General features: G+C 58.9%; 23 protein-coding genes. 13 read left to right on the top strand and 10 right to left on the bottom strand.

The genetic code is table 11. The features are described from left to right. Positions 1–156: 156 nt before the first annotated feature. Together gudD and C4J85_RS18225 are read right to left on the bottom strand one after the other, a co-directional pair. Complete coding sequence (gene gudD / locus C4J85_RS18230) at positions 157–1,482, bottom strand: glucarate dehydratase (protein WP_124410410.1); 1,326 nt, start codon at positions 1,480–1,482, stop codon at positions 157–159. 18 nt (positions 1,483–1,500) lie between these two features. Then, positions 1,501–2,862: an MFS transporter gene (locus C4J85_RS18225; RefSeq protein WP_124410409.1), complete on the bottom strand. Its 1,362-nt coding sequence runs from the start codon at positions 2,860–2,862 to the stop codon at positions 1,501–1,503. 336 nt (positions 2,863–3,198) lie between these two features. On the opposite strand from C4J85_RS18225, the gene C4J85_RS18220 reads away from it, so the two are divergent. From C4J85_RS18220 to C4J85_RS18185, 8 genes are all read left to right on the top strand, one after another. Continuing rightward, complete coding sequence (locus C4J85_RS18220; protein WP_124371317.1) at positions 3,199–3,909, top strand: FadR/GntR family transcriptional regulator; 711 nt, start codon at positions 3,199–3,201, stop codon at positions 3,907–3,909. Positions 3,910–3,922: 13 nt separating this feature from the next. Continuing rightward, complete coding sequence (locus C4J85_RS18215) at positions 3,923–4,618, top strand: tRNA (adenine(22)-N(1))-methyltransferase TrmK (RefSeq protein ID WP_124410408.1); 696 nt, start codon at positions 3,923–3,925, stop codon at positions 4,616–4,618. A 240-nt stretch (positions 4,619–4,858) separates the two neighbouring features. Then, the gene (locus C4J85_RS18210) at positions 4,859–6,916 is read left to right on the top strand and encodes a methyl-accepting chemotaxis protein (protein WP_124410407.1); all 2,058 of its coding nucleotides are present in this window, start codon (positions 4,859–4,861) and stop codon (positions 6,914–6,916) included. A gap of 68 nt (positions 6,917–6,984) precedes the next feature. Continuing rightward, complete coding sequence (locus tag C4J85_RS18205) at positions 6,985–7,611, top strand: glutathione S-transferase family protein (protein WP_124410406.1); 627 nt, start codon at positions 6,985–6,987, stop codon at positions 7,609–7,611. 84 nt (positions 7,612–7,695) lie between these two features. After that, positions 7,696–9,429, top strand: coding sequence for an OPT family oligopeptide transporter (locus C4J85_RS18200; RefSeq protein ID WP_124367731.1), 1,734 nt, complete (start codon positions 7,696–7,698; stop codon positions 9,427–9,429). Between the two features lie 211 nt (positions 9,430–9,640). Beyond that, the gene (locus C4J85_RS18195) at positions 9,641–9,991 is read left to right on the top strand and encodes a type III secretion apparatus InvB (RefSeq protein ID WP_177413570.1); all 351 of its coding nucleotides are present in this window, start codon (positions 9,641–9,643) and stop codon (positions 9,989–9,991) included. Positions 9,992–10,035: 44 nt separating this feature from the next. Beyond that, a complete protein-coding gene (locus C4J85_RS18190; protein WP_124410404.1) occupies positions 10,036–12,630 on the top strand; it encodes a hypothetical protein in 2,595 nt (864 codons plus the stop codon). Positions 12,631–12,810: 180 nt separating this feature from the next. After that, positions 12,811–14,217 (top strand): amino acid permease, encoded by a 1,407-nt coding sequence (locus C4J85_RS18185; protein ID WP_124410403.1) that lies wholly within the window; start codon positions 12,811–12,813, stop codon positions 14,215–14,217. A 79-nt stretch (positions 14,218–14,296) separates the two neighbouring features. Here the strand turns inward: C4J85_RS18185 and C4J85_RS18180 are convergent, their stop codons facing one another. Next, complete coding sequence (locus C4J85_RS18180) at positions 14,297–16,063, bottom strand: S8/S53 family peptidase (RefSeq protein WP_124410402.1); 1,767 nt, start codon at positions 16,061–16,063, stop codon at positions 14,297–14,299. Between the two features lie 133 nt (positions 16,064–16,196). On the opposite strand from C4J85_RS18180, the gene C4J85_RS18175 reads away from it, so the two are divergent. From C4J85_RS18175 to C4J85_RS18155, 5 genes are all read left to right on the top strand, one after another. Beyond that, entirely contained in the window at positions 16,197–17,651 is a 1,455-nt protein-coding gene (locus tag C4J85_RS18175; protein ID WP_124410401.1) for an MFS transporter, read from the top strand. Positions 17,652–17,786: 135 nt separating this feature from the next. Further along, the gene (locus C4J85_RS18170; RefSeq protein WP_124410400.1) at positions 17,787–18,500 is read left to right on the top strand and encodes a hypothetical protein; all 714 of its coding nucleotides are present in this window, start codon (positions 17,787–17,789) and stop codon (positions 18,498–18,500) included. Positions 18,501–18,651: 151 nt separating this feature from the next. After that, positions 18,652–18,885 (top strand): hypothetical protein, encoded by a 234-nt coding sequence (locus tag C4J85_RS18165; RefSeq protein ID WP_124410399.1) that lies wholly within the window; start codon positions 18,652–18,654, stop codon positions 18,883–18,885. Positions 18,886–18,930: 45 nt separating this feature from the next. Further along, complete coding sequence (locus C4J85_RS18160; protein ID WP_124410398.1) at positions 18,931–19,386, top strand: thiol-disulfide oxidoreductase DCC family protein; 456 nt, start codon at positions 18,931–18,933, stop codon at positions 19,384–19,386. A 529-nt stretch (positions 19,387–19,915) separates the two neighbouring features. After that, positions 19,916–20,281, top strand: a complete 366-nt coding sequence (locus tag C4J85_RS18155; RefSeq protein WP_124410397.1) for a hypothetical protein — start codon at positions 19,916–19,918, stop codon at positions 20,279–20,281. On the opposite strand, the gene C4J85_RS18150 is transcribed toward C4J85_RS18155, so the two are convergent. Genes C4J85_RS18150 through C4J85_RS18120 form a run of 7 tightly spaced genes read right to left on the bottom strand, consistent with a single transcriptional unit; the run spans position 20,275 to position 26,683 of the window. Next, positions 20,275–20,574 (bottom strand): hypothetical protein, encoded by a 300-nt coding sequence (locus C4J85_RS18150; protein WP_124410396.1) that lies wholly within the window; start codon positions 20,572–20,574, stop codon positions 20,275–20,277. The two genes, C4J85_RS18155 and C4J85_RS18150, sit on opposite strands and share 7 nt — an antisense overlap. A gap of 11 nt (positions 20,575–20,585) precedes the next feature. Beyond that, positions 20,586–21,605 (bottom strand): ATP-grasp domain-containing protein, encoded by a 1,020-nt coding sequence (locus C4J85_RS18145; RefSeq protein ID WP_124410395.1) that lies wholly within the window; start codon positions 21,603–21,605, stop codon positions 20,586–20,588. Positions 21,606–21,650: 45 nt separating this feature from the next. Next, complete coding sequence (lysA, locus tag C4J85_RS18140) at positions 21,651–22,973, bottom strand: diaminopimelate decarboxylase (RefSeq protein ID WP_124367716.1); 1,323 nt, start codon at positions 22,971–22,973, stop codon at positions 21,651–21,653. Between the two features lie 23 nt (positions 22,974–22,996). After that, on the bottom strand, positions 22,997–23,659 hold the full coding sequence (gene cysC / locus C4J85_RS18135) for an adenylyl-sulfate kinase (protein ID WP_124410394.1): 663 nt from the start codon (positions 23,657–23,659) through the stop codon (positions 22,997–22,999). Positions 23,660–23,667: 8 nt separating this feature from the next. After that, positions 23,668–24,426, bottom strand: a complete 759-nt coding sequence (locus C4J85_RS18130; protein ID WP_124367714.1) for a hypothetical protein — start codon at positions 24,424–24,426, stop codon at positions 23,668–23,670. A 58-nt stretch (positions 24,427–24,484) separates the two neighbouring features. Further along, positions 24,485–25,648, bottom strand: a complete 1,164-nt coding sequence (locus C4J85_RS18125; RefSeq protein WP_124367713.1) for an argininosuccinate synthase domain-containing protein — start codon at positions 25,646–25,648, stop codon at positions 24,485–24,487. A 51-nt stretch (positions 25,649–25,699) separates the two neighbouring features. Beyond that, complete coding sequence (locus tag C4J85_RS18120) at positions 25,700–26,683, bottom strand: aldo/keto reductase (protein WP_124410393.1); 984 nt, start codon at positions 26,681–26,683, stop codon at positions 25,700–25,702. Between the last annotated feature and the right edge of the window lie 140 nt (positions 26,684–26,823).

Raw genomic sequence — 26,823 nt, 5'->3', positions numbered from 1 at the left:
GGGAGCGACGCTGCGCTGATCCAAATGTGGGAGGGGGCTTGCCCCCGATTGCGATGTGCCAGTCAGCCATTTTTTAACTGATAGACCGCTATCGGGGGCAAGCCCCCTCCCACATTGGATTTGTGCTGTATCAGCTAAAGATCAGGGCTCCACGCCTCACCGCATCAGGCAAGGTCGCTTGTTGTTGAAGCTCCAACCTGGAATCAGGTACTGCATCGCCACGCTGTCGTCCCGCGCGCCCAACCCCATGCCTTTGTATAACTCATGGGCCTTGGCCACGGCATCCATGTCGATATCCACCCCGAGGCCAGGCTTGGCCGGCACTTTTACGTAGCCGCCTTCAATCTGCAGGGGCGCCTTGGTCAGGCGCTGGCCGTCCTGCCAGATCCAGTGGGTGTCAATGGCCGTGATCTCGCCGGGTGCGGCGGCGGCCACCTGGGTGAACATGGCCAGGGAAATATCGAAATGGTTGTTGGAATGCGAACCCCAGGTCAGGCCCCACTCGTTGCACAGTTGTGCTACCCGCACCGAGCCCTGCATCGTCCAGAAGTGCGGGTCGGCGAGGGGAATGTCCACCGATTGCAGCTGGATTGCATGGCCCATTTCACGCCAGTCGGTGGCGATCATGTTGGTGGCGGTTTTCAGGCCCGTGGCGCGGCGGAATTCGGCCATGACTTCGCGGCCCGAGTAACCGTTTTCCGCCCCGCAGGGGTCTTCGGCATAGGCGAGTACCTGATGCTGGTCACGGCACAGGCGGATCGCTTCCTTGAGTGACCAGGCGCCGTTGGGGTCGAGGGTGATGCGCGCATCGGGGAAGCGTTCGGCCAGGGCCGTAACGGCTTCGATTTCTGCATCGCCACTCAGCACGCCGCCCTTGAGCTTGAAGTCGTTGAAGCCGTATTTGGCTTTGGCGGCTTCGGCCAGGCGTACCACGGCATCGGCGGTCAGGGCTTTCTCGTGGCGCAGGCGGAACCAGTCGTCGTCGGCGTCGGCCTCGTTGCGATAGGCCAGGTCCGTTGCGCTGCGATCACCGACGTAGAACAGATAACCGAGCATTTTCACCGCATCGCGTTGCTGGCCCTCTCCGAGCAGGGCCGCCACCGGAACTTCGAGGAATTGCCCGAGCAAATCGAGCAGGGCAGCCTCCATCGCGGTGACGGCGTGAATGGTGATACGCAGATCAAAGGTTTGCAGCCCACGACCGGCCGCGTCCCGTGAGGCAAAGGTGGTGCGCATTTGATTGAGGATGCGCTGGTATTGCCCGATGGGCTGGCCGATCACCAGGCCGCGCGCGTCTTCCAGGGTTTCGCGGATGCGCTCGCCACCGGGCACTTCGCCTACGCCGGTGTTGCCGCCACTGTCCTTGAGAATGACGATATTGCGGGTGAAATAAGGGCCGTGGGCGCCGCTGAGGTTCAGCAGCATACTGTCGTGGCCGGCGACCGGGATGACTTGGAAATGGGTGACAACAGGCGTGTTCATGGCAAAGTCCTTATACGCTCAAATAGATTTGCTGACGGCGGCGCCGGTTGGCGCAACGCTGGGCGACATCAAGCTGGCAGACGGTGACGTCTTGGCGAAAAACACCAGGATGGCCGCGAGCACAGAGGTGCCGGCCAGGCCGTAAAGCCCGCCCTGGATCGAGCCGGTGGTTTGTTCCAGAAAACCAAAGGTGGTCGGTGCGACAAAGCCACCCAGGTTGCCGATGGAGTTGATCAGCGCGATCACCGCGGCGGCGATGCGCACGTCGAGGTAGCCCTGTGGGATCGGCCAGAACAGCGAAGAAGCGGATTTGAAACCGATGGCCGCAAAGCAGATGGCCACGAAGGCGAAGATCGGCCCGCCCGTGGTGGACATGAACATCCCGGCTGCCGCGATCAACAAGGCTGCCGCGACCCAGGCCTGCTGGAATTTGAATTTGCCCGACAGCGATGCGAAGGCGTACATGGCGATGATCGAGATCAGCCAGGGAATCGAGTTGAAGAACCCGACCTGCACATCGCTCAGGTCACCCATTTTCTTGATGATGCTCGGCAGCCAGAACGTCGCCGCATAGATCGTCAGTTGGATGCAGAAATACAAGGCGCAGAACAGCATGATCTGGCGGTCCTTGAGCAGTTTGCCGATGGTCGGTTTGACCGTGGTCAGGGCTTCGCGATCGCGCTGTTCCTGATCGATGGCGCCCACCAGTGCGTCCTGTTCTTCGCGGCTCAGCCACTTGGCGTCATGGGGCTTGGAGTCCAGCCAGAACCAGACGAAGAAGCCCAGCGCCACCGAGGCCAGGCCTTCGATGGCGAACATCCATTGCCAGCCGTGAAAGCCCAAGCCTTCGATCTGCAACAGCGCACCCGACAGCGGGCCGGAGATCAGTGAAGCAACCGCCGAACCACTGAGGAAAATCGCAATGGCTTTACCGCGCTCCACGCCTGGCAACCAGCGGGTGAAGTAGTAGATCACGCCTGGGAAGAAGCCCGCTTCAGCCACGCCCAGCAAAAAGCGCAGGATGTAGAAGTGGGTTTCGTTCTGGATGAACGCCATCATCGTGGCGACGATGCCCCAGGTGAACATGATGCGGGTCAGCCAGATGCGCGCGCCGACTTTTTGCAGCAGCATGTTCGACGGCACTTCGAAGATCGCGTAGCCGATGAAGAACAGCCCGGCACCGAAGCCATAGGCCGCCGCGCCGATGCCCAGATCGTGCTCCATGTGCGTGCGCACGAAGCCGATATTGACCCGGTCGATGTAGTTGAGAATGAACATGATCACGAACAGTGGGAGCACATGGCCCTTCACTTTGCTCACGGCGCGGGTGAGCACCGAATCAGTTTCTGGTGTGGCAGATGCATGGCTTGAATTGTTCACAATTCAAAACTCCCCCTGATTTGTTTTTATGCGGGTTTGCGTGTCTTGTTGCCAGACATCATACAAGTTGTTTTTTGAAAACCGCAATGCGTTGGGATCTGTATTTATTCTTATAAAAGCGGCGAGCAGGCGTTCTTTTGGTTATTTAATAGATTTTTGATGGGTTTAAAAGCCTTGTAGCCGTCGGAATCTCCGGAAAAACATCCCCGATACAGGAATGGGGTTGAAGTGTTTCAGATTGGTTGTCATACAAGTTGGTCGTTTCATGAATCAACCCAGCGCCGCGCCTGAGCCCAGTGTTAAGCTCCCACCAGCCCAACCCCGTGGAACCTGGCAATGCCCATTGAAAACGCCCCCGCTGTGCGCAAACGCTCCACCAACCTGGCCCAGGGCGTGGTCGACGCACTGACCCAGCGCATCCTGCTCGGGCAGCTCAAACCCGGTGAAAAACTGCCGTCCGAATCCACCATCGTGCTTGAGCACGGGGTCAGCCGTACGGTGGTGCGTGAAGCCATCTCCAAGCTGCAAGCCTCTGGCCTGGTGGAGACGCGCCACGGCATCGGCACCTTCGTGTTGGCGCAACACCCTCAGCAAGGCTTGCGCCTGCATGTGGACACGGTCGCCAGCGTGCGCAACATGCTGGAGCTGCGCCTGGGCCTGGAAGTGCAAGCCGTGGCGCTGGCCGCGCTGCGCCGTACCGACGAGCAACTGGCGCACATGCGTCAGGCGCTGGACGACTACCAGGCCTCCTTGGCCAACAACGACAGCTGCGTGGAAGAAGACAAGCGCTTTCACCAACTGATCGCCGAGGCCACCGGCAACACGTTTTTCAGCGAAATCATGCAGCACCTGGGCACTGCGATGATCCCCCGCACCCTGGTGCTGGGCGCCGAGCGCGGCGGCGCGGATTTTGCCAAGCTGGGGCAACTAGCGAACCTGGAGCATGAGGCGATCTTCAATGCGCTCAAGCGCCAGGATCCGGATGCCGCGCGGGCGGCGATGGTGCTGCATTTGACCAATAGCCGGGATCGATTTTCCGGCGAATGACAAGGAATCCCTGTTGAACGAACACACATTGTCCATGCGCCTGGAGCGCGTGGCGGCATGGGTGCCGGTTGGCGCGCGCCTGGCTGATATCGGCTCGGACCATGCTTACCTGCCGGTGGCGCTGATGGGTCGTGGTGTGATTGCCGGGGCCGTGGCGGGAGAGGTCGCGGCCACGCCCTTTCACGCGGCCCAGCGCACCGTGCGCGCCAACGACCTGGAGCAATGCATCCGCGTACGCCGGGCCGATGGTCTGGCAGCCATCGAGCCGGACGACGCCATCACCGCCGTCAGCCTGTGCGGCATGGGCGGCGAGACGATCCGCAACATCCTCGACAGCGGTAAAGCGCGGTTGAGCGGCCAGGAACGCCTGATCCTGCAACCCAACGGCGGCGAGCAACCGTTGCGCCACTGGTTGATGGACAATGGCTACCGAATCCTGCACGAGGAGCTGCTGCATGAGAACCGCTTCTACTACGAAATCATCGTCGCCGAACGTAGCGGGCCGGTGAGCTATACCGATGAGCAGCTGTACTTCGGGCCGCTGCACCTGCAGGCGCGCACCCCGATGTTCGTGGCGAAATGGCAACGCCTGCTGTGCGAGAAGCACAAGACGCTTGCCGGTTTTGCGAAGGCCAGGCAGTCGGTGCCGCAAGCAAAACGGCAAGAAATTGCCCAGCAAATCCAATGGATTACCCATGTGCTGGGCTGAACGCCGCCGCGTACAGCGTAGCTCCCCCGAAACTTTTGTCCCCGGCGGTTACAGAGCGTGCCCGCCACTGAGTGCTTTTGCCCCATTTTCGCGCACCGCCCGCCGGTTTCGCGGTGCTATCACGCCTATCGCCAAGGTTTCAACCTGCGGCCCATATCTTGCTAATCAATGACATGGCATTTTGCCGTTAGTTATTTCACACGCTGTGAAGCTTGAGTTCGTTCAGGGGAGTTGCAGGGCATGCAAAGACTTTTATCACCGGGTATCCGCCTGCTTGGGCGGTTCGGTTTCGCGCGCAAGTTCCAGGTGCTGTTCTTCCTGTTCATGCTGCCGCTGGCCGGGAGCCTGTGGATGATCGGCCAGGATTACCGCGACAAACTCGCGGTGATCTCCAGCGAACAGTCCGGTGTGCGCCAACTGTTGGCGCTGGACTCGCTCGATGTGCAACTGACCGCCCAACGCAACCTGGCCGCCCGCTGGAAAGCCCTGGATATTCTGCATACGCCAACCCCTGCCGCCCAGGCCGCGATGGACAAGGTCGACGCTGGCAGCCCAGTGATCCAACAAGGCCTGCAAACCCTGGGCGACGCGCTCAGAACCCATAACGCCAGCGCCGATACCCTGGCGCGCTTCGACACCTTGCAGGCCGCGGTCAAGGGCATGGACACCCAGGCCCTGCGCACCGTCGGCTGGTGGCCGGATGGCTATGACCGCTTCACCGCGGCCCTGACCGCCATGCAATCGCTGCGCGAACAGATCACCCTGAACGCCGGCCTGATCCTCGATCCATGGCTGGAAACCTACCTGCTGATGCAGATTTCCAGCCAGCACACCCCGGACCTGATCGAGCGCATCGGGCGCACGGCCAGCGTCGGCCAATCCTCGATCGCCTCGGGCCAGTTCACCCTGCAAAGCCGTTTGCAGATGCGCGACCTGCGCGGCCGTATCGGTGATGCGCGCGACCAGTTGGTCAAGGCGGCCGGCGCGCTCAAAGCCAGGCAATACCCAGGCCTGGAGCCTTGGACGGTGCAATACACAACCAGCCTGCAACGCCTGGACAGCGAGCTGAAGACCCTGGACGACGGCGTCTTCGGCGGCACCATCAAGCTCGACACCGCCGCGTTCGACCAAAGCGTCGACGCCATGCTCGCGGCCTTGGGTGCGTTGCGCAGCCAGTCGCTGCATTCGCTCGACGCGCGCTTGAGTTACTACCGTGAGCGCTCGCTGCAGCACTTCATCCCCGTGGCGGCGACGTTCAGCCTGCTGGCGCTGGCGGCGTTGTACCTGTTCGTCTGCCTGCAAGCGTCGATCCGCCGCAGCGCCAGCGGCATCACCACGCTGGCCGAGTCCTTGCGTGACGGCAACCTGCGCGTCGAAGTGGCGGTGGAGGGGCGCGACGAGCTGGCCGCTATCAGCACGGCGCTCAACGTTGCCGTGGTGCAACTGCGCGCCAGCCTGCTCGGCGTCAATCATGAAACCCAGCAGCTGGGCGCCACCGTGCTCACTCTCAACGCGCAATCGGGCAGCACCCTCACCGAAGTCGAAGACCAGCAGCACCAGATCAGCCAGATCGCTGCGGCCGCCACCCAGTTGGCCGCCACCTCCCTGGGCGTCGCCAAAAGCTGCGAGCAGGCTGCCGACAGCGCCCAGCAGACCCGGCGTATCGCCGAGGACAGCAGCCGCGACAGCCAGCGCACCACGGCCAGCATCCAGCAACTCAATCAGCGCCTGACCGACACCGCCAACGCGCTGGAACAAGTCAGCCAGCAGGGCCAGCAGATTCAATCGGTGGTCGACACCATTCGCGGGATCGCCGAGCAGACCAACCTGCTGGCCCTCAATGCCGCCATCGAAGCTGCCCGCGCCGGCGAGCAAGGCCGCGGATTTGCCGTGGTCGCCGATGAGGTGCGCAGCCTGTCGCAACGCACCCAGGCGTCCACCGCGCAGATCGCCAGCACCGTGGACAGCTTGCGCGCCACGGTCAGCCAGGCCGTCAGCCTGATGGGCGCCGCCTGCAACCAGGCGCTCAGTGACGCCGAATCCGTCACCGGCCTGGGCACGCGCCTCGGCGAAATCGCCGGTGCCGTGCAGAACGTCACCGACACCCTGGCGCAAATCGCCGCCGCCGTGGAAGAACAGGCAACGACGGCCGACGAGGTGAGCGGCAATATCCAGCAGGTGGACCAGGCGGCCGGGCGCTTGCTCGACGGCGCACGGGCAGTCAATCAGGCCGCCGACAGCCTGAGCAAGGGCAGCCGGGCGTTGAGTGCTAACACGGCGCGGTTTCGATTGGACTGAGCGCCCATTCAGGGCACTCTGCCGCCGTCGTGTAGTCTTCTCCTTAACCCTAACGGAGCTGCCCCCCTATGATTACTGTTCACCACCTCAACAATTCGCGCTCCCAGCGCATCCTCTGGTTGCTCGAAGAGCTGGGCCTGCCCTACGAGATCAAGCGCTACCAGCGCGACCCGAAAACCAACCTCGCGCCTCCCGAGCTCAAGGCCATTCACCCGCTGGGCAAATCGCCGGTGATCGAGGACGGTTCCCGTGTACTGATTGAATCGGCCGCCATCATCGACTACCTGATCCGCCGCCACGGCAACGGTCAATTTCAACCCGATCCGGCCAGCGCCAGCTACGACCAATACGTGCAGTGGCTGCATTTCGCCGAGGGCTCGGCCATGCTGCCGTTGATGCTCAACCTCTACGTCGGGCGCCTGGGTGAAGCCGGCGCACCGCTGCATCCGCGCATTGAATCAGAGCTGGCCAACTACCTCGGCTACCTGAATGACGTGCTCGGGCACACCCCGTACCTGGTGGGTGACGAGCTGACCGGTGCGGACATCCAGATGAGCTTTATCGGCGAGATTGCCAAGGCGCAGGGCAAGCTGCAGGCGTACCCGAACCTGGCGGCATGGGTAGACAAGCTCCAGCAACGACCGGCTTATCGCAAGGCAGTGGAGCAGGGCGGTGAGTATGCGTTCGCCAAATAGAGGCGCATGAAGGACCGCTGAACCTTTGCGCCAGGCAGCGCTCACTTAACCAGTGGCGCTGTCTTCTGGTCGAAAGGAATCTGCATGCATCCCATCTCGTCAACCCTCCCCGTAGAACGCGAACTCAGCCTGCGGGCAGTCATCACCGGGGTCCTGCTCGGTATCCTGCTGACCCCGTCCAATGTGTACGCGGGCCTCAAGATCGGCTGGTCGTTCAACATGTCGATCATCGCGTTGCTGATTGGCTATGCGGTCTGGCAAGGCCTGGCCAAGCGCTCTGCTGCGGCGGTGCCGTGGACGCTGCACGAAAGCAACATCAACCAGACCGTCGCCTCGGCCGCCGCGTCGATCATTTCCGGCGGGCTGGTCGCGCCCATCCCGGCTTACACCTTGCTCACGGGCAACCAGCTGGAGGCAATCCCGATGATCGCCTGGGTGTTTTCGGTGAGCTTCCTGGGGATCTGGATCGCGTGGTACCTGCGGCCCTCATTGCTCAATGACAAGGCGCTGAAGTTTCCCGAAGGCATGGCCACCCTGGAGACCTTGCTGCACATCTACAACCACGGGCGCGAAGCCGCGACACGCTTGAAAGTGCTGCTCAGCGCCGCCATTTTGTCGGGGCTGGTCAAGTGGGTGGATACCTTCCTGTGGGCGCTGCCGCGCTGGTCGCCGACCGCACAGCTTGAGCGCCTGACGTTTAGCGCAGACCCTTCGCTGCTGTTACTGGGGTTCGGCGGCATCATCGGCATTCGCGTCGGCCTGACCTTGCTGCTCGGCGCCGTGCTGGCCTGGGGCGGGCTGGGGCCATGGCTGTTGGCGCAAGGACTGGTGAACATTGCGGCGGGTAGCAGCGGCCCACAATTTGCCGCGCTGGTGGAATGGCTGCTGTGGCCAGGGGTGAGCCTGATGGTGTGTTCCACCCTGGCGTCGTTGGCGATTCGGTTGTGGGCGCTGCATCGCTCCACCCGGGCGGGCGGCGGCACGCCGTGGACGCTGCCCAAGCCGGGCCCTGCCGCCGGCTTCATCCTGGCGATCGGCTTGGTGGTGAGCCTGCAGGCGCTGTTGTTCGGTATCAACCTGTGGATGGCACTGTTGACCATTCCCCTGGCAATCTGCCTGGCTGCCGTGGCGGCGCGGGTGGTGGGGGCCACTGGTATACCGCCGATTGGCGCAATCGGTCAGCTGTCCCAACTGAGCTTCGGCATCGCCGCGCCGGGGCAGGTGCCGATCAACCTGATGAGCGCCAACACGGCCGGCGGTTCGGCCGGGCAATGCACGGACTTGATGAACGACTTCAAGGTGGGCAAGGCGATTGGCGCCACGCCACACAAGCAGGTTATCGCGCAAATCCTGGGGATTATCGTCGGCAGCATCGTCGGCGTATTCGCCTACCTGGCACTGATCCCCGACCCCCAGAGCATGCTGCTCACCGAGCAATGGCCGGCCCCGGCCGTGGCCACCTGGAAAGCCGTGGCGCAAACCCTGACCCACGGGCTGGACTCACTGTCGCCGAGCATTCGCTGGGCGATTGCCATCGCGGCCTTGATCGGTGCAGTGCTGGGTGTGCTCGACAGCATGTTGCCTGTCGATCGTGCCCGCTATCTGCCCAGCGCGGCGGCACTGGGACTGGCGTTTGTATTGCCGGCCTCCGTGTCGCTGATGATGGCGTTGGGGGCGGTGGTGACCTGGGTGATCAGCTGCCGTTGGCCAAGCCTTACCGAGCGTTTTGCGATTACCGCAGCGGCCGGGCTTATCGCCGGCGAGAGCATCACCGGCGTGGGGGCTTCCTTGTGGCAGATGATGATGCAGGCGGGTTAACGCACGAACGGTGCGTGTGTTGCCAGGTGGAACTGTTTGTGGAAGTTCGCCACTCATAGTCCGCCCCTCTTACATGCATTGAAAGGGGGCATCTGGATAATTCAGGAAGGTCGGTTATAACCGCTTGAGGCACAGTGGCTGACGCTTGAGGGCATAGGCTGTGAATTCTGATATATCGAAAACACTACGCGAGACTTTATTGGATTTTGGCGTGCCCCAAGAACAAATAGGGCACTTTGATCGTCACTCGTCGATCGTACTTAACTTTAAAACTATCAGCCCGATCATGCTGACTGCTGTTCATCACAGGGTGTGGATGTGGAGTGAGTTAACTACCTTGAACGGCGCCACGCTGAATAATCATGCAGAAAAACTGCTGCTTGCCCTGCAATACCCATTGCCATCGGTAGTCACGGGCCAGGCCGTGTTGGGTAAAGGTCTACGTGGTTACGAAGTCAAGGCTTTGCTGGATGATACGTGCAGTGGTTCAGCCACACATCTGCAGGGGGCGTTGGATGGGTTTTTCAGGCTGATGATATCGCTGCACGGCATTTTCAAGTAAGCATCGTCCGACGTTAGTTATCTTATCCAATGGGAGTGAACACTGTGCCGATTAACAATACTACCGTTTTAAGAGCGTCGGCCGAGCTAGCGTCTGACCCTGACAGCAACTTGAAGAATGTCGAGTTCGTGAAGAACTTCGATTACCTGAAAAACAAGCCAATTGAACTGCAGTCGAACGCAGTGCCCACAGTCACGCTCAACGCTGAGGGGCAGGCGCGCCCGGTCAGTTTTCTCTACGGCGACGCGCAGCCCGCGCAAATCAGAAATGGCGCCATTTATAACGCCGTTATCACCAGTGATATCGTTGAAAAATACTCTCAGGACCGTATCTTGCCGGGCAAGGCGTTAATCAAGGATGGTGCGCTGAGCCTGGGGTTGAACAGGTTCAGGATGGCGGGGCCGACTGAAACCCAAACTCAGAAAATTCTCACTCGACTGCGCGGTATCCACGATCCTGATCAGCGTAAAGCAGAGCTGGTCAAGCTGGTCGCCAACGGCTCAGCGCAAGCTGCTGACGGTGCGATGAAGCTGAAAATGGTCAACGACCCGGTACGGCGTGCATTCGAAAGCTACTATGCCAAACATGCGTTGCAGGATTACTTCCGCTCGCCGGACATTTATAAAACCTTCTGCGCTATCTCAAACAACCAAGTGAATTACATCAAGGACAACTATGTCAGCGCACCGTTGTTCGAGAAATATGAGGCCGCTTGGAAAAATCAAAGTTTCGACACCCGCATCGTCGGTTTGGATCAGCTTCAGGGTTTCTACACGCGTGCCGAGAAAACCTTGGAAACCTTGAGTATTTCACCCGAGGCCAGAGCGGCCTTGTTTGATATCTACAAACACCGATATTTGAGCTACGCGCTGAAAAATGAACCGGATGCCGAGGCAAAACTCCCGGCAGGTCATTGGGACGGTGTGTTTGATCCCATCAGGGCACCGGGCAAAGGCCGTATAGAACTCAATGCCCGAGAAGGCAACCTGTTCAGGCAGGCAGACAGTTACAACGTCGGTATTTTGCGAAACATCGACGCGGCGCCCAGGGATTTGCGCCTGAACGAACCTTTTAATATTACGTATGAAAATGACTACAAGAACCAGTTGTTAGCCAGCGCCAGCACCCGTTGCCCCGACAGGCTTGAGATGCAGGATCCTGAACATCCTGATGCATCTCAACCCGGTTCTTATATGAAGACGCTTTTTGAAAAAGGCACAGGGACTTACGTCAACGGGCCGTCGGGTTCAATCGTGATTGAACAGGGGGCGGTACGTGCTTGCAAAGCGGTGCATGCCGATACACACCCTGACGACCTTGAAACCTATTTGGCCATCCAGGCCTTGCTGTTCATTTACGTGGATGGCGGGCACTCGATGGATGAAATTTCATACGCGCTGACGCATCCGAAGGTCCAGAATAAACTGCTCGAGGATTTTTCGGGTAGACCCGGGTTCGAGCATATTGGCGATAAGCTTTTCATGAATTATCACGCCCTGGAAAATGCCGCGAAAGACGCCGCTGCCTTTAATGATGTGCTTAAGGCCAAGGACGCCGCTCACCTGCAAATCACCCATGGCGACCCGGCACGACAGGCTTCCCGGGCGACCACCAAAGAGTTGGCCTTCGCACAGACCGTCGCGGCGAGAAACGTGCTTTACAAGCCCAGTGACATTTTGACCGGAGAGCTTGCGGCGGCAGCCAAGGTGTTGCATCGCGTGGTCTCGAACCTGAGCGCAGAACATCAGAAAATGATGGGTGCTCATTTGTTGGGGGAAGGACGGCTGCTGGCTGGAAAAACGACGGATGACTTGCTTGCAGCATTGGCGCGAGCCGCAGGCGCGCAGGCGGCAACGGGCAGCGTGGCTGCGAGCGCCACCGATAGAGCGGTGGTTATCGCACTGATGGGCGATATCGGCGGGTTTTACACCACGCCCGGCAATGCAGACGAGGGGCTGATGACAGCCCTCAACCATCTGCTCAAAGCCCAGGGGCTGGAGGTGCCGGATACTATCGCCATCCAGCGCATGCGTGAGCAAGGCGGCTCTGCGGTTGTCGGCCCGGATAAACGCGCTGAACGAAAGGTCCGTTCGTTCAATTCGCCGGCCGACATGCCTTTTCGAGCAGGCGTACATAACAGCGGGCTGGAAGCGGATAAGGCACTCAATGTCCCCGCATCTGAACGTATTCCTGACAATCGCTGGGCGGTTTTTGACATTGGGACGGCCCGTGTCAAAGAAACGACCGAGCCGCTTGTCGGGCATATGTCAGCGTCGCCGTCCGAGATTTTACAGGCTTGGGACATGCTGCGCGGCGTAAGCGCACACGATCAATACGTGGGTGCGCTGCCCGACGGTCCGCGCGCTCAGGACGGTGGCACCATCATGCCTATGTCGGTCTTGGCGCCGGCCGAGCAGGACCAGCGCTATGCGCGTGCGGCAGGGGCGGGTGCATTTTTGGTCGGCTTGGGTTATCACAGCGCGGTCGAAGTGCTGGAAGGAACATTGGTTTATACCGGGCAAAGCATCAGAGCCGAAGGCACACTGGATTCTTCCCAGCGTGATTCCGCTGATGTCTTCGGGCATGGGGCGGCAACTGACCTCATGAGCGAGCTATTCAAGTCCGGTACAGCAGCGTGATGGGCTGTCGGGCAATCATGCGTCCCCATTGATTGCCCGGTGCGCATGCTATGCCCTCAAACGTTGCAGTCGATTGGCCGATGTCGAGATCAGACACGATGATGCCGCGCTCAGGCTACTTTGGCGTTGTCCTGCGCACTTAAGGTGAGGGGTATTGGTCGCCCGAGAACCACAAAAACAATGAATAGTCTCAACTCCAACGATTCCAACGCTCAGCTGGCGCAGGGTTTCAAGCCGCGCCACGTCACCATGTTGTCCATCGCAGGCATCATCGGCGCGGGGTTGTTTGTCGGTTCCGGGCATGCCATCGCGGCGGCGGGGCCAGCGGTGTTGCTGGCTTATCTGTGCTCCGGCCTGCTGGTGGTGCTGGTGATGCGCATGCTCGGCGAGATGGCGGTGGCGCGCCCCGACACCGGCTCGTTTTCCACCTATGCCGACCAGGCCATTGGCCGTTGGGCAGGCTTCACCATTGGCTGGTTGTATTGGTGGTTCTGGGTGTTGGTGATTCCGATCGAGGCGCTGGCTGCCGGGCATGTGCTCAATCAGTGGTTTCCTCAGGTCGATGCATGGTTGTTTGCGTTGTTGTCGATCATTTTGCTGGTGATCACCAACCTGTTCAGCGTTGCCAAATATGGCGAGTTCGAGTTCTGGTTCGCGATGGCCAAGATCATCGCCATCGTCGGTTTCATCGGCCTGGGGTTCAGCGTGCTGATGGGCTGGATTCCGGATCGTGAAGCCAGCGGCTTGAGCCGCTTGATGCAAGAGCACGGCGGCTTTGCACCCAATGGCCTGTCGGCCGTGGTAGGGGCGTTCATCACCATCATGTTCAGTTTTATCGGGACCGAGGCGGTGACCATCGCCGCTGCCGAATCGAACAACCCGGCGCAGAACATCGCCAAGGCGACCCGCTCGGTGATCTGGCGCATCGGCGTGTTTTACCTGTTGTCGATCTCGATCGTTATTTCAGTGGTGCCCTGGAACGATCCCCTGCTGGCATCCGTGGGCTCTTACCAGCGCGCGCTGGAGTTGATGAACATCCCCAACGCCAAGTTCATGGTCGACCTGGTGGTATTGATCGCCGTGGCCAGTTGCATGAACTCCTCGATCTACATCTCCTCGCGCATGCTGTTCTCCCTGGGTAAACGCGGCGATGCGCCACGCGCCCTCAAACGCACTTCAGTGGCGGGCGTGCCCAGGGCGGCGGTGATTGCCAGCACCATCCTGGGTGCGGGAGTGACGCTGCTGAGTTACTTCATGCCCGCTGGCCTGTTCCAGTTTCTGCTGGCCAGTTCCGGTGCCATCGCGTTGCTGGTGTATCTGGTCATCGCCATCTCGCAACTGCGCATGCGTCGGCTGCTGCTCAAGCAGAACGTCGAGCTGACCTTTCGCATGTGGCTGTTTCCCTGGCTGACTTATCTGGTCATCGTGTTCATCTGCGCGGCGCTGGCCGTGATGATGGTGACGCCGGAACACCGCACCGAAGTGTCCTCGACGATTGGCCTGGCCCTGGTGATCTCGTTTATCGGCCTGGTCACTTCGCGTCAGCAGGGGCAGGCGGTCAAACCGGTGGCGCTGGAGCATTCCTGATCATCTGTGCGCAGTAGGTGGGACGCGGAGCGTCCCAGGAGGCATTCCCACGCAGAGCGTGGGAATGATCAGATGCGGTTCAGCGCACCCGCGTCCGGCTTTGCGCCGCCAGGTCCAGCGCCTTCTGCATATCCAGCCGAGCCGAGCGCCCGACGTCCTTGTCGTTGAGCTGGTAGTTGCGCTCCGACGGAAGGATCGGCGCGGTGAGGTCCTGGGCGTCGCTGCGTTCGAAGTCGTGGTTCTCGCCGATCGCCATGGCGCTGCGGCGCAACAGCATGCGCAGCTGTTCGGGTTGCAGCTGCGGGTTGATCGACAGCATCGCCGCCAGCAAGCCCGCGACCATCGGCGTGGCGTAGGAGGTGCCGCAATGCACGGCGCCTTCCTGGCCGGCGTCGGGCGTGGACGCGTGGGCGCAGGCGGCAGCAGTGATGTCGACGCGCATGTCCACGTTCGAGGAGCTGCGTGTAAGGGCATAGGCTGGGTCATCGACAGCGACGCCGCCACGCACGTTACGCTGGTGTCCGCCCACCACCAGCAACTGCTCGGTGATGAAGGAGGAGGGCAGGCGGTACTCGTCGCTGCCAGAGAATGCCGAACCGTTACCGGCGGAGTTCACCACGATTACATCGGGGTGTTCCTTGCGCAGCCACAGGAAGAACTCTTCGAGCAGCTCTTCGTAGCCACTCATGGCAATTCCCGAGCGCACCAGCGAGTCGACGTCATTGCCATTGACGTCCTTGGTTCCGACGCGATGAATGCCCCAGCTCCAGTTGAGCACGCGCACCCCGTCCTCCACGAGGTTGACCGAGGCGGCGATATTGGCCGTGATGCCGGCATCGGAGTTGCGCTCGACAATCACGTCAAAGCCACCGCCGGCCTTGTCCAGCCCACGCAGAAAGCCGGTGTTGCCGCCGTTGTCCCAGCCTGCCGCGAGAATACCGGCGACGGTGGTGCCATGGCTGCTCGCCGCACCCGTATCGCGGGCGTAGACGCAGGTACGCCTGGGGGCGCAGGCGCCGAGGTAGTCGGCGAAATCTGCGGTGTCGAAATCCACGCCGCGCTCGATCAGGCCGATGCGCACCGGTTGCGGCGTGATAGGTGTGTGTTGGCCCGGGATGCGCCGCTGGTAAAAGGCCACCGCATCGAGAAAGCGGTTGGCGGCCCATTCATCGGAGTCGGGCGATGGCTTCTGCGGTTTTTCGTGGCGCGCGGCAGTGTGCTCGGTTTCTTCGGCGGCGGATTCTTCGATCACCACCGCATCCACGCTGGTCTCGCTGCCCAGGCGTAGCACCAAGGCGTCGCGCTGCAGCAGGTCGGTGGCCGGCAGGCGCAGTTGGAACAGGTTCAGCGGCGCGATGCTGCCGACCACGCTCGCGCCGTATTTGCGCGCGAGGCGCTCGGCTTCCTGGCGGCCATCGTGGTCTTCCTCGATCAGCACGCTGACCAGGTCGACATAGGTGGTCAGGCCGTCCATGTTCTTCGCCACTTCGCTGGGCCCGGCGGCGACGACATGGCTATTGCGCAGGGTCAGCCAGGCCGCGTTGCTGGCGCGGGGGCCGTCTTCGAGCCACAGCGGGCCGCTCTGGTAGTGCGTGCTGTCCAGGCGCAGGCGCAACTGGTCGCCGTCACGCTGGAGGGCTTGCGCCGGCAGCCCCTTGCCCGCCAGTTTCACCTGCGGCGTTGCTTCACCCAGCCCGCGCGCACTCAGGCACCAATCCTGCTCCCGGCTTTGCAGCAGGTCGCCGCAGCGTTTCAGGTTTTCCAGTCGCAGCGGCTCCTGGGCCATGGCCGCCGTGCTGGCGACCAGGGTGAGCAGCATCGCGAGGGCAGCATTATTCAGAGGCATCAGTGGGTTCCTTGCCGGGGCCTGATACTGCGACTCCACCCATCCGCCGTTCGTTCAGCGCGACCACGTTGAACTCCCTCGCCACAGCCTCACTCCTAACTGGACGAGGCAGTGCACATGGACGGATGTGACAATGACCCAGCCACACTCAAACACCCCTGGCACGCTGTTCGAGACCGACCTGCCCGCGCGCCTGGACCGCTTGCCCTGGGGCCGTTTCCACACCTTGCTGGTGTTCGCCCTCGGGATCACCTGGTTGCTCGACGGCCTGGAAGTGACCTTGGCCGGCTCGGTGTCCGGCGCGCTGAAAAGCAGCACCGGCCTGAACTTCAGCAACCTCGACATTGGCCTTGCCGGTGGCGTCTACATCGCCGGTGCCGTGCTGGGTGCGCTGCTGTTCGGCTGGCTCACCGACCGTCTGGGGCGACGCAAACTGTTCTTCATCACCCTGTGGCTCTACGTGGGCGCCACCGCAGCCACGGCGTTCTCCTTCAACCTGGAAACCTTCCTGCTGTTCCGCTTCCTGACCGGCATGGGCATCGGCGGCGAATACACCGCAATCAACTCGACCATCCAGGAATTCACCCCGGCGCGCTATCGCGGCTGGGTCGACCTGACCATCAACGGCACCTTCTGGCTGGGCGCAGCCCTGGGGGCCGGTGGCGCCATCGTGTTGCTCGACCCGCAGGTCGTAGGTGGCGACCTCGGCTGGCGCCTGTGCTTCGGCATCGGTGCCGCGCTGGGCCTGATCATCCTGGTGATGCGCCTGTGGCTGCCGGAAAGCCCGCGCTGGTTGTTGATCCATGGCCAACACGACGAAGCGCGGCGCATCGTCGACGGCATCGAAGCGCGCCTGCGCGAACAAGGCCACGCACTGGCGCCGGTGAGCGGCCCAGCGTTGCGGCTGCACGCGCGCGACCACACACCGCTGGCGGAGATTTTCCACACCCTGTTCGTCAGCTTTCGCCGTCGCGCCCTGGTCGGCATGACGCTGCTCACCGCCCAGGCCTTCTTCTACAACGCGATCTTCTTCACCTACGCGCTGGTGCTCACCGACTTCTACGACGTGCCCGCCGAGCGCGTCGGCTGGTACGTCTTGCCGCTCGCCCTCGGCAACTTCTGCGGGCCGTTGCTGCTGGGGCGGTTGTTTGACGTGGTCGGCCGGCGCGTGATGATCAGCTTCACCTACGCCACCTCCGGCGTGTTGCTGGCGCTCAGTGGCTATGCGTTCCAGCAAGGCTGGTTCGACGTGACCCAGCAAGCCGTGGCCTGGATGGTGATCTTCTTCTTCGCCTCGGCAGCGGCGAGTTCGGCGTACCTGACCGTGGCCGAGACCTTTCCGTTGGAAATACGCGCGCTGGCGATTGCGGTGTTCTATGCGTTCGGCACCGGGCTGGGCGGGATCATCGGGCCGACCTTGTTTGGGCAGTTGATACAGACGCAACAGCGCGGGAGTTTGTTTGTGGGGTATTTGATCGGGGCAGCGTTGATGTGTGCGGCTGCCCTGGTGCAGGCAGTTTGGGGTGTGGCGGCCGAGCGCAAGGCGTTGGAGCAGGTGGCGCGACCGTTGTCGCAGGCGGCTGATTGAAGGCAGGCAGGTGGGCGCGCCCAGGCCGTTGGTGCTCGAGGTTCAACGACGGTTGTTTACGTCCCCAGCGGGCCTAAAGATCGAGCCGTTCACGTCGATAACCTCCATGAACCCGCCGATCATGGACCGATTGAAATGACACTCTCCGTCAGCGCTGCCCCTATAGCCCCTGCCAATATCCGACTTGCGCCTTCCGAGCAGAAACTGACGCCCCAGGCACTGCCGGAGGCGGCCAAGCAACCTTTGGCAGATGCCGGGCCGGCTGCGGTCTATCATCCCAGCGAAGCCGCCCAAACCGCGAGCGAGCCACCGCAGGTGACCGACGTGTGGGTCGGGCGCTCCGAATCGCCGGAGTTTCCTCGCTTCGTCGACCGCTTCCATAGTGCCCAGGCGGTGCTCAAAGGCGCCTTCACCGCGTTCGCATCCAACCTAAAGAGCACCGCCCCCGACCTGGCCAGAACCGATTATGGTTTTACCGTCGAAGCCGATGGCCGCCTGAAAGTCATCGACAAGGCCGGTCAACTGAGCGACGCGAATATCAAGCGGCTCACCGAACTGCTCAATGGCTCCGTTGATTTGAAAGCGGCCGCCGTGACCTTCCGCAACGCCGCCATCGACATGACAGACGCCGGCTCGCCCTGGTCCGGCAGCGGCATGGGCTACTACAGCCTGACCAACGAAAATTTCGCCAAGACCATTGATCTGGCGCCGTTGTTCAGAACCTATGACCCCTCGGATGTGAAGGGTGGCAGGGAACGGTTTTTTATCATTCAACTGACCTACAAAGGTGAGCGGGCCACGGCGGAGACGGAACGGGCGATGTATGCGCGGCGCGCGGCGCAGGCGTAGTAACGGCGCAATGGGTTGTGTGAGGCTGAGCGAGAGGGGCAGGTATTTAGCCACTTTCGGCGCAAAGTAGCCCCTTTCCTTGCCAGCTGGTCTACCATGCCCATCCCGGCAGTGATCTATGCGCTACCGTTCATTTTTTAAAGGTACCGCCATGTCCATCGACCAAATCTCCCTGCCCAAAGGCGTCGGCCCCGTTGCTGCCAAACTCCTCGACGCCATCACCGGCGCTTCCACCCACGAAGAACTCAACCGCGCCGGCGGCAAAGCCGAGGGTTTTGTGTTGGGCCTGGAATCCAGCAAGGCTATCAAGAGCCAAATCGCCGAGTCGTTATATGTGGCTTACGATGATGCGGCGAGCAATCGGGCCAGTGAGTTGAAGGGCTGAAGGTAAGTCGGTCCTGATGAACCCGGCCCGATTGGACCCATGCTCATGCCCGCCTCCCAAACCCGCCCCTCACCCGCGCCATTCCTCAAACCAGGCGAGACCGTGGTGCTCTTCGACGGCGTGTGCAAACTGTGCAATGGCTGGGCTCGGTTCCTGATTCGCCATGATCGTCAACGGCGCGTGCGATTGGCGGCTGTACAGTCGCCAGAGGGCCAGGCGCTGCTCGCCTGGGCAGGGCTGCCGTTGGATCAGTTCGATACCATGGCGGTAATTCGTGACCGGCATTACTGGGTGCGCTCAGATGCGGTTTTCGAAATCATTGCCCAACTGCCTGCCGGCTGGCGCCCACTGGGGCTGTTGCGTGGCATCCCACGTCCAATTCGGGATTGGGCCTACGATCGCATTGCTTTAAACCGCTATCGACTCTTCGGAAAATATGACACCTGCCTGTTGCCCGACCCCGATCATGAACAACGTTTTTTGAAGGAGGGCGCCTGCTAAACCTACGATTTTGGTTGCCGCCGCAGGTTCTGCGGCGGACTTTTCAAGCTGAACCCAAGGTGCGTTAGTTAACGACTTCGCAGGGTCTGGTGGACGAAATGTAAGCCGCGCAGGTTTGAGGCACGCGGGCGCGCAATGCCTGTCTCGCATTATTCTTGGCGGCTGTGCAGGCAGCATGATCGGTGCCAGGCGCGGTTCCCGTCGCGCTGGCCCCTCGGTTTGCAGGTGGGCATGGCATTGGAGCATTCGCTGCAACTGTTGCGGTGCCGATACTCTGACCGCGCGCCGCCGCTTCAGCTTTTGGTGTGTCGGCTGCGTAAGTACTGGTGGAGATTATTCCGGCCAACACCAATCCAGTTGCCATGATATTGAGTGACTTCAACATGTTCGATCCCTCGATTAGTTAAGCGATGGGTACTGTTTACTGTCCCTATGAGCTGCTGTTTTGCCTGATAGAGACTAGATCGCATAAAGCCACTCTGTGATATTTATTATTGGTTCATCTTTCGCTTTCCCACCGGAGCCCGCAATGCCCTCCACCAAACGCGACAGCGCAGGTATCGGACGTCGTCTGGTTGCCGCCCTGACCGAAGCCTGTGAAACCGCCAAGGCTGAAATCTCTGGCTTTGAATGGCTGACCCACGAAGTGAACTACGCCGCTTTCCCCCAAAGCCTGCGAGTGATCTGGGTTTTTGATACCCGATCAAACAAGGAGCAAGCCCTGGCCAAGGGAGAAGACCAGCGAATGCGTGAACTGACAGGCACCGCGCTGAGCGATGCCGGTGTGGATCTGCCGTTACTGCACCGCTGCGTAGGATTCGATTCCGAGGAGGAATGCCGTCTCGAACATGGTGGGAATTGGCGTCTGAGGCTGGCCAAGCGGGGCAACTATTGATGAGTGTCCACATCCTCAGCCGGATAGAACTCGCCGTTCTTCCCCATTTTTTCCAGCCGTTGGCGCGCGATCGACTCAACGCTGGCGACTTCACCTTGATCGTCAGCGTTGACCAACTGCAAGCACAGGCGCCGGACATTTTGATCGTGGGTGCCTTCGCTGAGCATTTCATGGGTGAAGACTTGCTCACCACGCCATAGACATAGCGGTCTATGCGCCCCGCCGAGCCATATTTCATTGATCGATCGAAGGTCAGTGGTAGCCAGTTGATCCAGGGTGATTGTCTTGTCCATTGCGCTGTACCTTAACGATGGGTAGAGACGGGTAGACTTACTGTCGTAGTGGGTCGTTCCCAGTTTCGGGAGTGCAACTGCACCAGTGGTGGTGAGCCATGCGCCGGAGCAAGGGTGGGGCGATCAGCGGTTGCGGCATAGTTCGTGGGGGTGTGCGGACTATGGAGTGACTGACAGCTAACGGCCAACACCGGCCCTTCAGCAGTCATCATGATTTCGGAGTGAGCGGGCCCATTGCGCACACCCAGCGCATCAAGCGCTTGTTTCATATAGCTGACTAAAGCCTCCTGCACCTCGCCCTCATAGGCCAGAAGTTCTTCGCAATCATAAATATTTGAGGCGCCGGCAATCACTTTGCGGCGATCGATCCACATATCAGAAATATAATGCTGCGCGTCGATTGAAACACTATTAATGACGTACTGCGTACCCTTCAAAAGGGTCTGTGCCAGCACATGGTTATTGTGCCCACCAAAGCGGTTGGCTTTGTTATAGATGGAGTGAAAAGCACTTTCCAGTTCGGTTCGGTCATTGCAGAAAAATACACTGTCATTACCTGCACTGGCTAAGGGCTTCAGAACAATTGGCCAGCAGTGGCCTGAGGCCCATTCAGTCAACGTGTGTAAATTGTCTGTGCGCAGAAAATAAGGTGTGGCTAACCCCGCCTCTTTAAGCGCGCAGGCCATTGCGTATTTATCTCGCCGAACACGCGACGTCTCCGTGGAGTTTCCCTCCACGCCGAGTTCGGCGGCTAGCAGATCCGCAAGTTCAATACCCGTTTCGGCGCCGGCCAAAACACAAATAGGCTTGATGCCGTTCAACCATCGATTCATTTCGACTAGGCATTCGGCCAAACCGTTAAATACCACGTTGGCGATAAAGTCGCCGGGCCTGAAATCGTTGATATAAAAATCAATGATGGGCGAGGCACTTTGGACGTGCAGGACCGCTACACCCTCTGAATGAAACTTAGCGGCCAGTTTCGCGCCAGTGGAATACGCATCGACGATTACTGCGATGTTGTGAGTCATGGTCACATTCCAATCTATTTAGAGAGCCGCCGCAGTGCGTCAGCGTCAAGCGTTGTCCAAGCCACATAATTCGTGAGCCACTAAATCTTCGTGAGTCTCACGAGCCCGTATTAACTTGGCATCGATTCCCTCAACCAGGACTTCGGGTGGGCGCCCACGGGAGTTGTATTGACTGGCCATACTCATGCCATACGCACCACATGAAAAAATCGCCAATACACTGCCATTGTCAAACGCCGGTAATGCTCGACCTAATGCAAAGTGATCGCCGGTCTCACAAATAGGCCCAACAATATCGGTCTCCTCCAGGTGAGTGACGTCGGACTGCTGAGCGCTCTGGGTTAACGCAGTCCAATGGCCAGAAAAATTGTCAAAATGGGTTGGCCAAATAACATGGTTGGCACCATACAGGGTGGGCCGCAGCAGTACGTTCATGCCCGCATCGACAATAGCGATCTTTCGATCCCAGCCTTGTTTAATGTATTCGACGGTGGTCAGCAAAATACCGGCATTTGCGCTGATCGAACGACCCGGTTCAATGATGAAGCGGATACCGCGCTGTTTCAGCCCTTGCAGACGCTGACAAATAAGTGCTCCCGTTTCAGTTAATGAGCCAACGGGATTGCTTTCGGTCCCATACTGCGCTGGAAAACCTCCGCCAATGTTGACAAATTCGATCGCGCAATCAGCCGCCTTAAGTCGGTTAATCATGTCCTCGATCTTATCGATGGCAGACAAATAGGTCTGAGCCGATGGAATCGGCGATCCAAGGTGAATATGGATCCCAACGACATCGACGCTTGAGTAACGCTTCGGCTCGAAAAGTTCATAGGCGTGTTCCATCGGTATGCCAAATTTTGTCTGGCGGCCGCCTGTTGAGGTTTTCTCAGGGGTGCCAGCATCCGCCACATCCGGATTGATACGAATGGCCACTTTTATACGCTTACCGGCCGTCGTGGCGACCTCATCCAAACGCAGCAGCTCGCCTTCAGACTCCACATTAAAAAGGAAGACGCCAGCTTCAACCGCGTAGCGAATTTCTTCACGCGACTTGCCGACCCCGGCAAACACAATCTTGTCCGCAGTCACTCCCGCCATCAGTGCCCGGTAGAGCTCACCGCCACTGACCACATCCAGCCCTGATCCTTGATCGACCAAGAGCTTAAGGATGCTGAGATTACTGCAGCTTTTAACTGAGAAACAAATCAACGGCGAGAGGGCGGAAAAAGCATCTTTCAGCACGGTGTAGTGATTTTTCAGGGTGTGTGCTGAATAGACATACACGGGGCTTCCATGCTGTTCGACTATCTGACGAACATCGAGGTGCTCCACATGTAAATGACCGTCGACAAAATTAAAATGGTCCATCTTGCTTCCTCCAATTGATGAGCTTAACTGCGTGCACTGACACGCTCGCGGGATAAGCAGTCATCCGTTGATTCCAATAACAACCGACCCGTGCTGTACAAATAGTTGACAATCTTTTCAGCGCAAGCAATTGCGGTTTGAGTGTCAGTATTGATGATGAGCTCGGGATGTACCGGTGGTTCATACGGAGAATCAATGCCGGTAAACTCGGCGACCTGTTTCTCCCTGGCCTTTTTATAGAGCCCTTTTGGATCGCGTGCCTCGCACACATCAAAAGAGGCATTGATAAAGATTTCCACGTAATCACTGTCGCCAATCAGCGCTCTTACCAGGGCACGATCATGTCGAAAAGGAGAAATAAACGCGGTCAATACAATTAAGCCCGCGTCAGCCAGCAACTTGCTGACTTCACTCACCCGTCGAATGTTTTCACTTCGCCCTTGGTGGGTGAAATCCAGGTCACGGCATAGCCCATGACGTACGTTATCCCCGTCCAACACGTAAGTCAGGTAACCTTTCTGAAATAACAGCGATTCTACAAGACCGGCCACGGTGCTCTTTCCAGCCCCACTCAAGCCCGTAAACCAAAGCACACAAGGTTTTTGTTTCAATCTAGCGCTGCGCATAGATTGTTCCACGGGAAATAATTGCCAGGTCAGGTCACAGGACACATCAGTTATATGCATTTCGTTCGTTACCTTAGGTCGCCAAGGTGCTTGTTTAGTACAGCCTCCCTTTCACGCTTCAAATACTCATAATGCGGCATATTTTCTAAGTAGAATTCATGCAGTACCGGGTGGTTGTCGACACGCGTGCTGTATTGCTTTTTGATCGGCGCAATGCCTGTGCTGTTTGCTGCATCCAAGTGCCAATGCTGGGTTCGCTCCCACACATCCAAGTGTCCGCTCTGCCACTGGAGAGCAGAGGGCAGGTGCTGCAAGTCAGCATCCCTGCAAAAGTTCGAAATTGCACACTCAGGGCTCAGGATCATGTCGTCCGCATCAACGAACAAGGGCGAATGTATCGACTCCGCCTTCACGGCATCATAGAGTTCAGCCAAGTGTTGGTAGCCCACCTCGCTGCAGGTAAGGTCTGGGTTAATATAGTAGTGTGAGTTAATAACCTTTTCCGGATTGCGCAACATGAACACATGTAGCGCTTCGCGCATATAAGACGTTCCCGTCAGTCGATGACGATAGTCAAACTCACAGGTGTCCTTGATGAACACAGCACGTTGCGCGCGCAATGCCTGTACATAATTGAAAAGCTCCGTTGAGTTTTTCAACGTCTGAGTTGAATGATCCGTCTGCGGATGGCTGTATATACCACGCGCCGACAGATCGCACAGAGGCTCATGCAAGATAGTGAAGTCACCACGCGCGGCGATCACACGTACAAATGCGGTGGAAAGCGAGCGTGGAGGGGCCCACAAAACAATTAGTCTGTGCTGCATAGTTAACCTTTATTTCAACAATACGTGCAGGATGCCAGGACAGTCAGCCCCTCATGGCTTAAACGGATTCAGTGATCCACTTTTGCCCGCCATGAGCGAAACGGAATTGCTGTGCGGTGAAGCGCGACTTGGAGTATTCGCGTACGCGGTCAACCATGTAGTTGCCTTTATAAGCGATCACATCGACGGTGCCATTCGCCTGTTCAGTCAATACGGCTACGTTGGCCAATGCGGCCTGCGTGGCGGGGTCATACAAACGACCTGCATACGATTGACGTGCGATAAAGGGTGACAAAAACCGCAGGACCTCCCATGAGTCCTTGTCGACCGTTGCTTGCAGTAGATGTTTCGCTGCGATGCCGAGCATGTCCAGCCCCGGAGATTCGTATAAGCCACGGCCTTTAGTGCCGTTCATTCGGTTTTCCAACACGTTCTTCAAGACCACCCCATTGCGGCCCGCGATCCTGTTGGCTTCAGCGAGTGCTTGGTAGTAACTCACTGACTGACCATTAATCTCAACAGGAATACCTTGCTTAAAGGTGATACTGCAAGTCTCTGGCACGTCGGGCGCATCCATGACCCTGACGCCCATGATCGGGCTGATCATGTCGGGTGAATTTGAGAGCACCTCAACTTCGCGATTCTCATGCGACACACCGCCGACGTTGGCATCAACGGAATGATGGGCTTTCGTACGCATCATGGCTTCGTCGGCGTCGGCAACAAAGTCGCCCATGTCTACGCGGGTTCGAAAACGATCTGACGTGGTTGGGTCTTCCCAGGGAGAAAATGGCGTGATCTCTGGCGCAAACATTTTCAGATAGTAATTGAAGCGGAATTCATCGTTGCCGCCATGAACAGCGCCATGGGCCAATATACTGCACTGACGGTCGCGCAATGCATTAACCAGGCCTTTAACAGTTACGGCTCTGGCTATGCCAGTCGTGTTCCAGTAGCCACCGTCGTACTGCGCCTGGGCACGTACAGCGTGGAGAAAGCTGAGCGCAATGTCTTCCTTCAAATCAATGACATTAACGGCCTGCATCAGTTCGATGTTGTCTGCACAAAACTCGTGTGCTTCATCGCCCGGTTGACCAATGTCGACAATGAACTGTTCGACGTCAACGTGCTCCTCTTTCAAACGCTGCGCGATGAATAAGCTAACCAGGCCACCGGAGGCACAGATGCCAACTTTCTTACCTTTCAAATCCGAGAATTTCACGCGGTAGTCCTTTAGAGAGTTGTTGTTATTAACAGTTTCGCTTCGCGCCTGTTACTGCGACCACGCGGTCGGTTCACGGTCCCATCGGTGCTGTCGTAGTAGCGTCATTAACGCAGGCTCTATCTTGCCCTTGTCAGAACACGCCAAGTTCGCTTCGACATGTGGAATAGAGCGCATGCCAGGAATAGTCGTTGCGACGTTATCGTTGGAAAGAATGAACCTCAGCGCGACGTCCGATAGCTGAGTATCGGGGGGAAGAGCCCGTCTCAAAGACTCGACCCGCGCCACCGTCGCTGCCAGGTTTTCTGGCACGAAATAGCTGCTTCTCCAATCACCGGCAGGCCACGTGGAATCGATCGTTAAATTCCCCGTCAGAGAGCCTTCGTCGAAGGGCACCCTGGAGATGACGGCAATGTCCAGTTCGCGGCATAACGGAAGTAATTCATCGTCAGGCGCTTGATCAAAGACGTTATAAATCACCTGTACCGCGTCGATCATTCCTGTTTTCAGTGTGTCGAGTACGTTGGTGGGTTCCCAGCGATTGACACTGATGCCTATGCCGCGAATCAGGCGTTGCCGTTTGAGGTCATCCACCACGCGTAGCCAGGATTCATCATGAGCCCACGCATCTTCCCAGACATGAAATTGCAGTAAATCCAGGGACGCCAAGCCTAGTGACTGCAAGCTTTTCTCGACATATTCTTCAATATGGTCGGGCGGGAAAATTTGGTCTAAACGGTCACCCCGGTGAGAGGGCCACTCGCGGTTCTTGGGGGGAACTTTAGTGGCTACATATAAGGTTTTGCCTGGGTGGTTTCGTAATGCTTCCCCAAGCATTTTTTCGCTGTGGCCACGACCATAAATCCACGCCGTATCGAAAAAGTTGCAGCCTAGTTGAATCGAATGTTCCAACGCCGCCATGCCGCTGACATCGGATGAGCCGGTCCAACCCCCTTCACCTCCCGCGACCCCCCACATTCCATATCCAACTTCAGAAACATTCCATTCCAGTCGTCCAAATCGCCGGTATTTCATCGCCCGCTCGCTATAGAGTTATTTTATTCAGGACGCGATAAGCGCACTCATGTAGCGATCACCCTGATCACTAAAGTCTCGAGTACCTGGAAAGTATGCTCAGCAAAAAAACAAAGTAAAAATATCAATTTAGTGGCTGG

This window comes from Pseudomonas sp. R4-34-07 (assembly GCF_003852375.1).
Taxonomy (GTDB): domain Bacteria; phylum Pseudomonadota; class Gammaproteobacteria; order Pseudomonadales; family Pseudomonadaceae; genus Aquipseudomonas.
The sequence above is the reverse complement of the archived record's forward strand: the minus strand, read 5'-3'. Positions and strand labels throughout refer to the sequence as shown.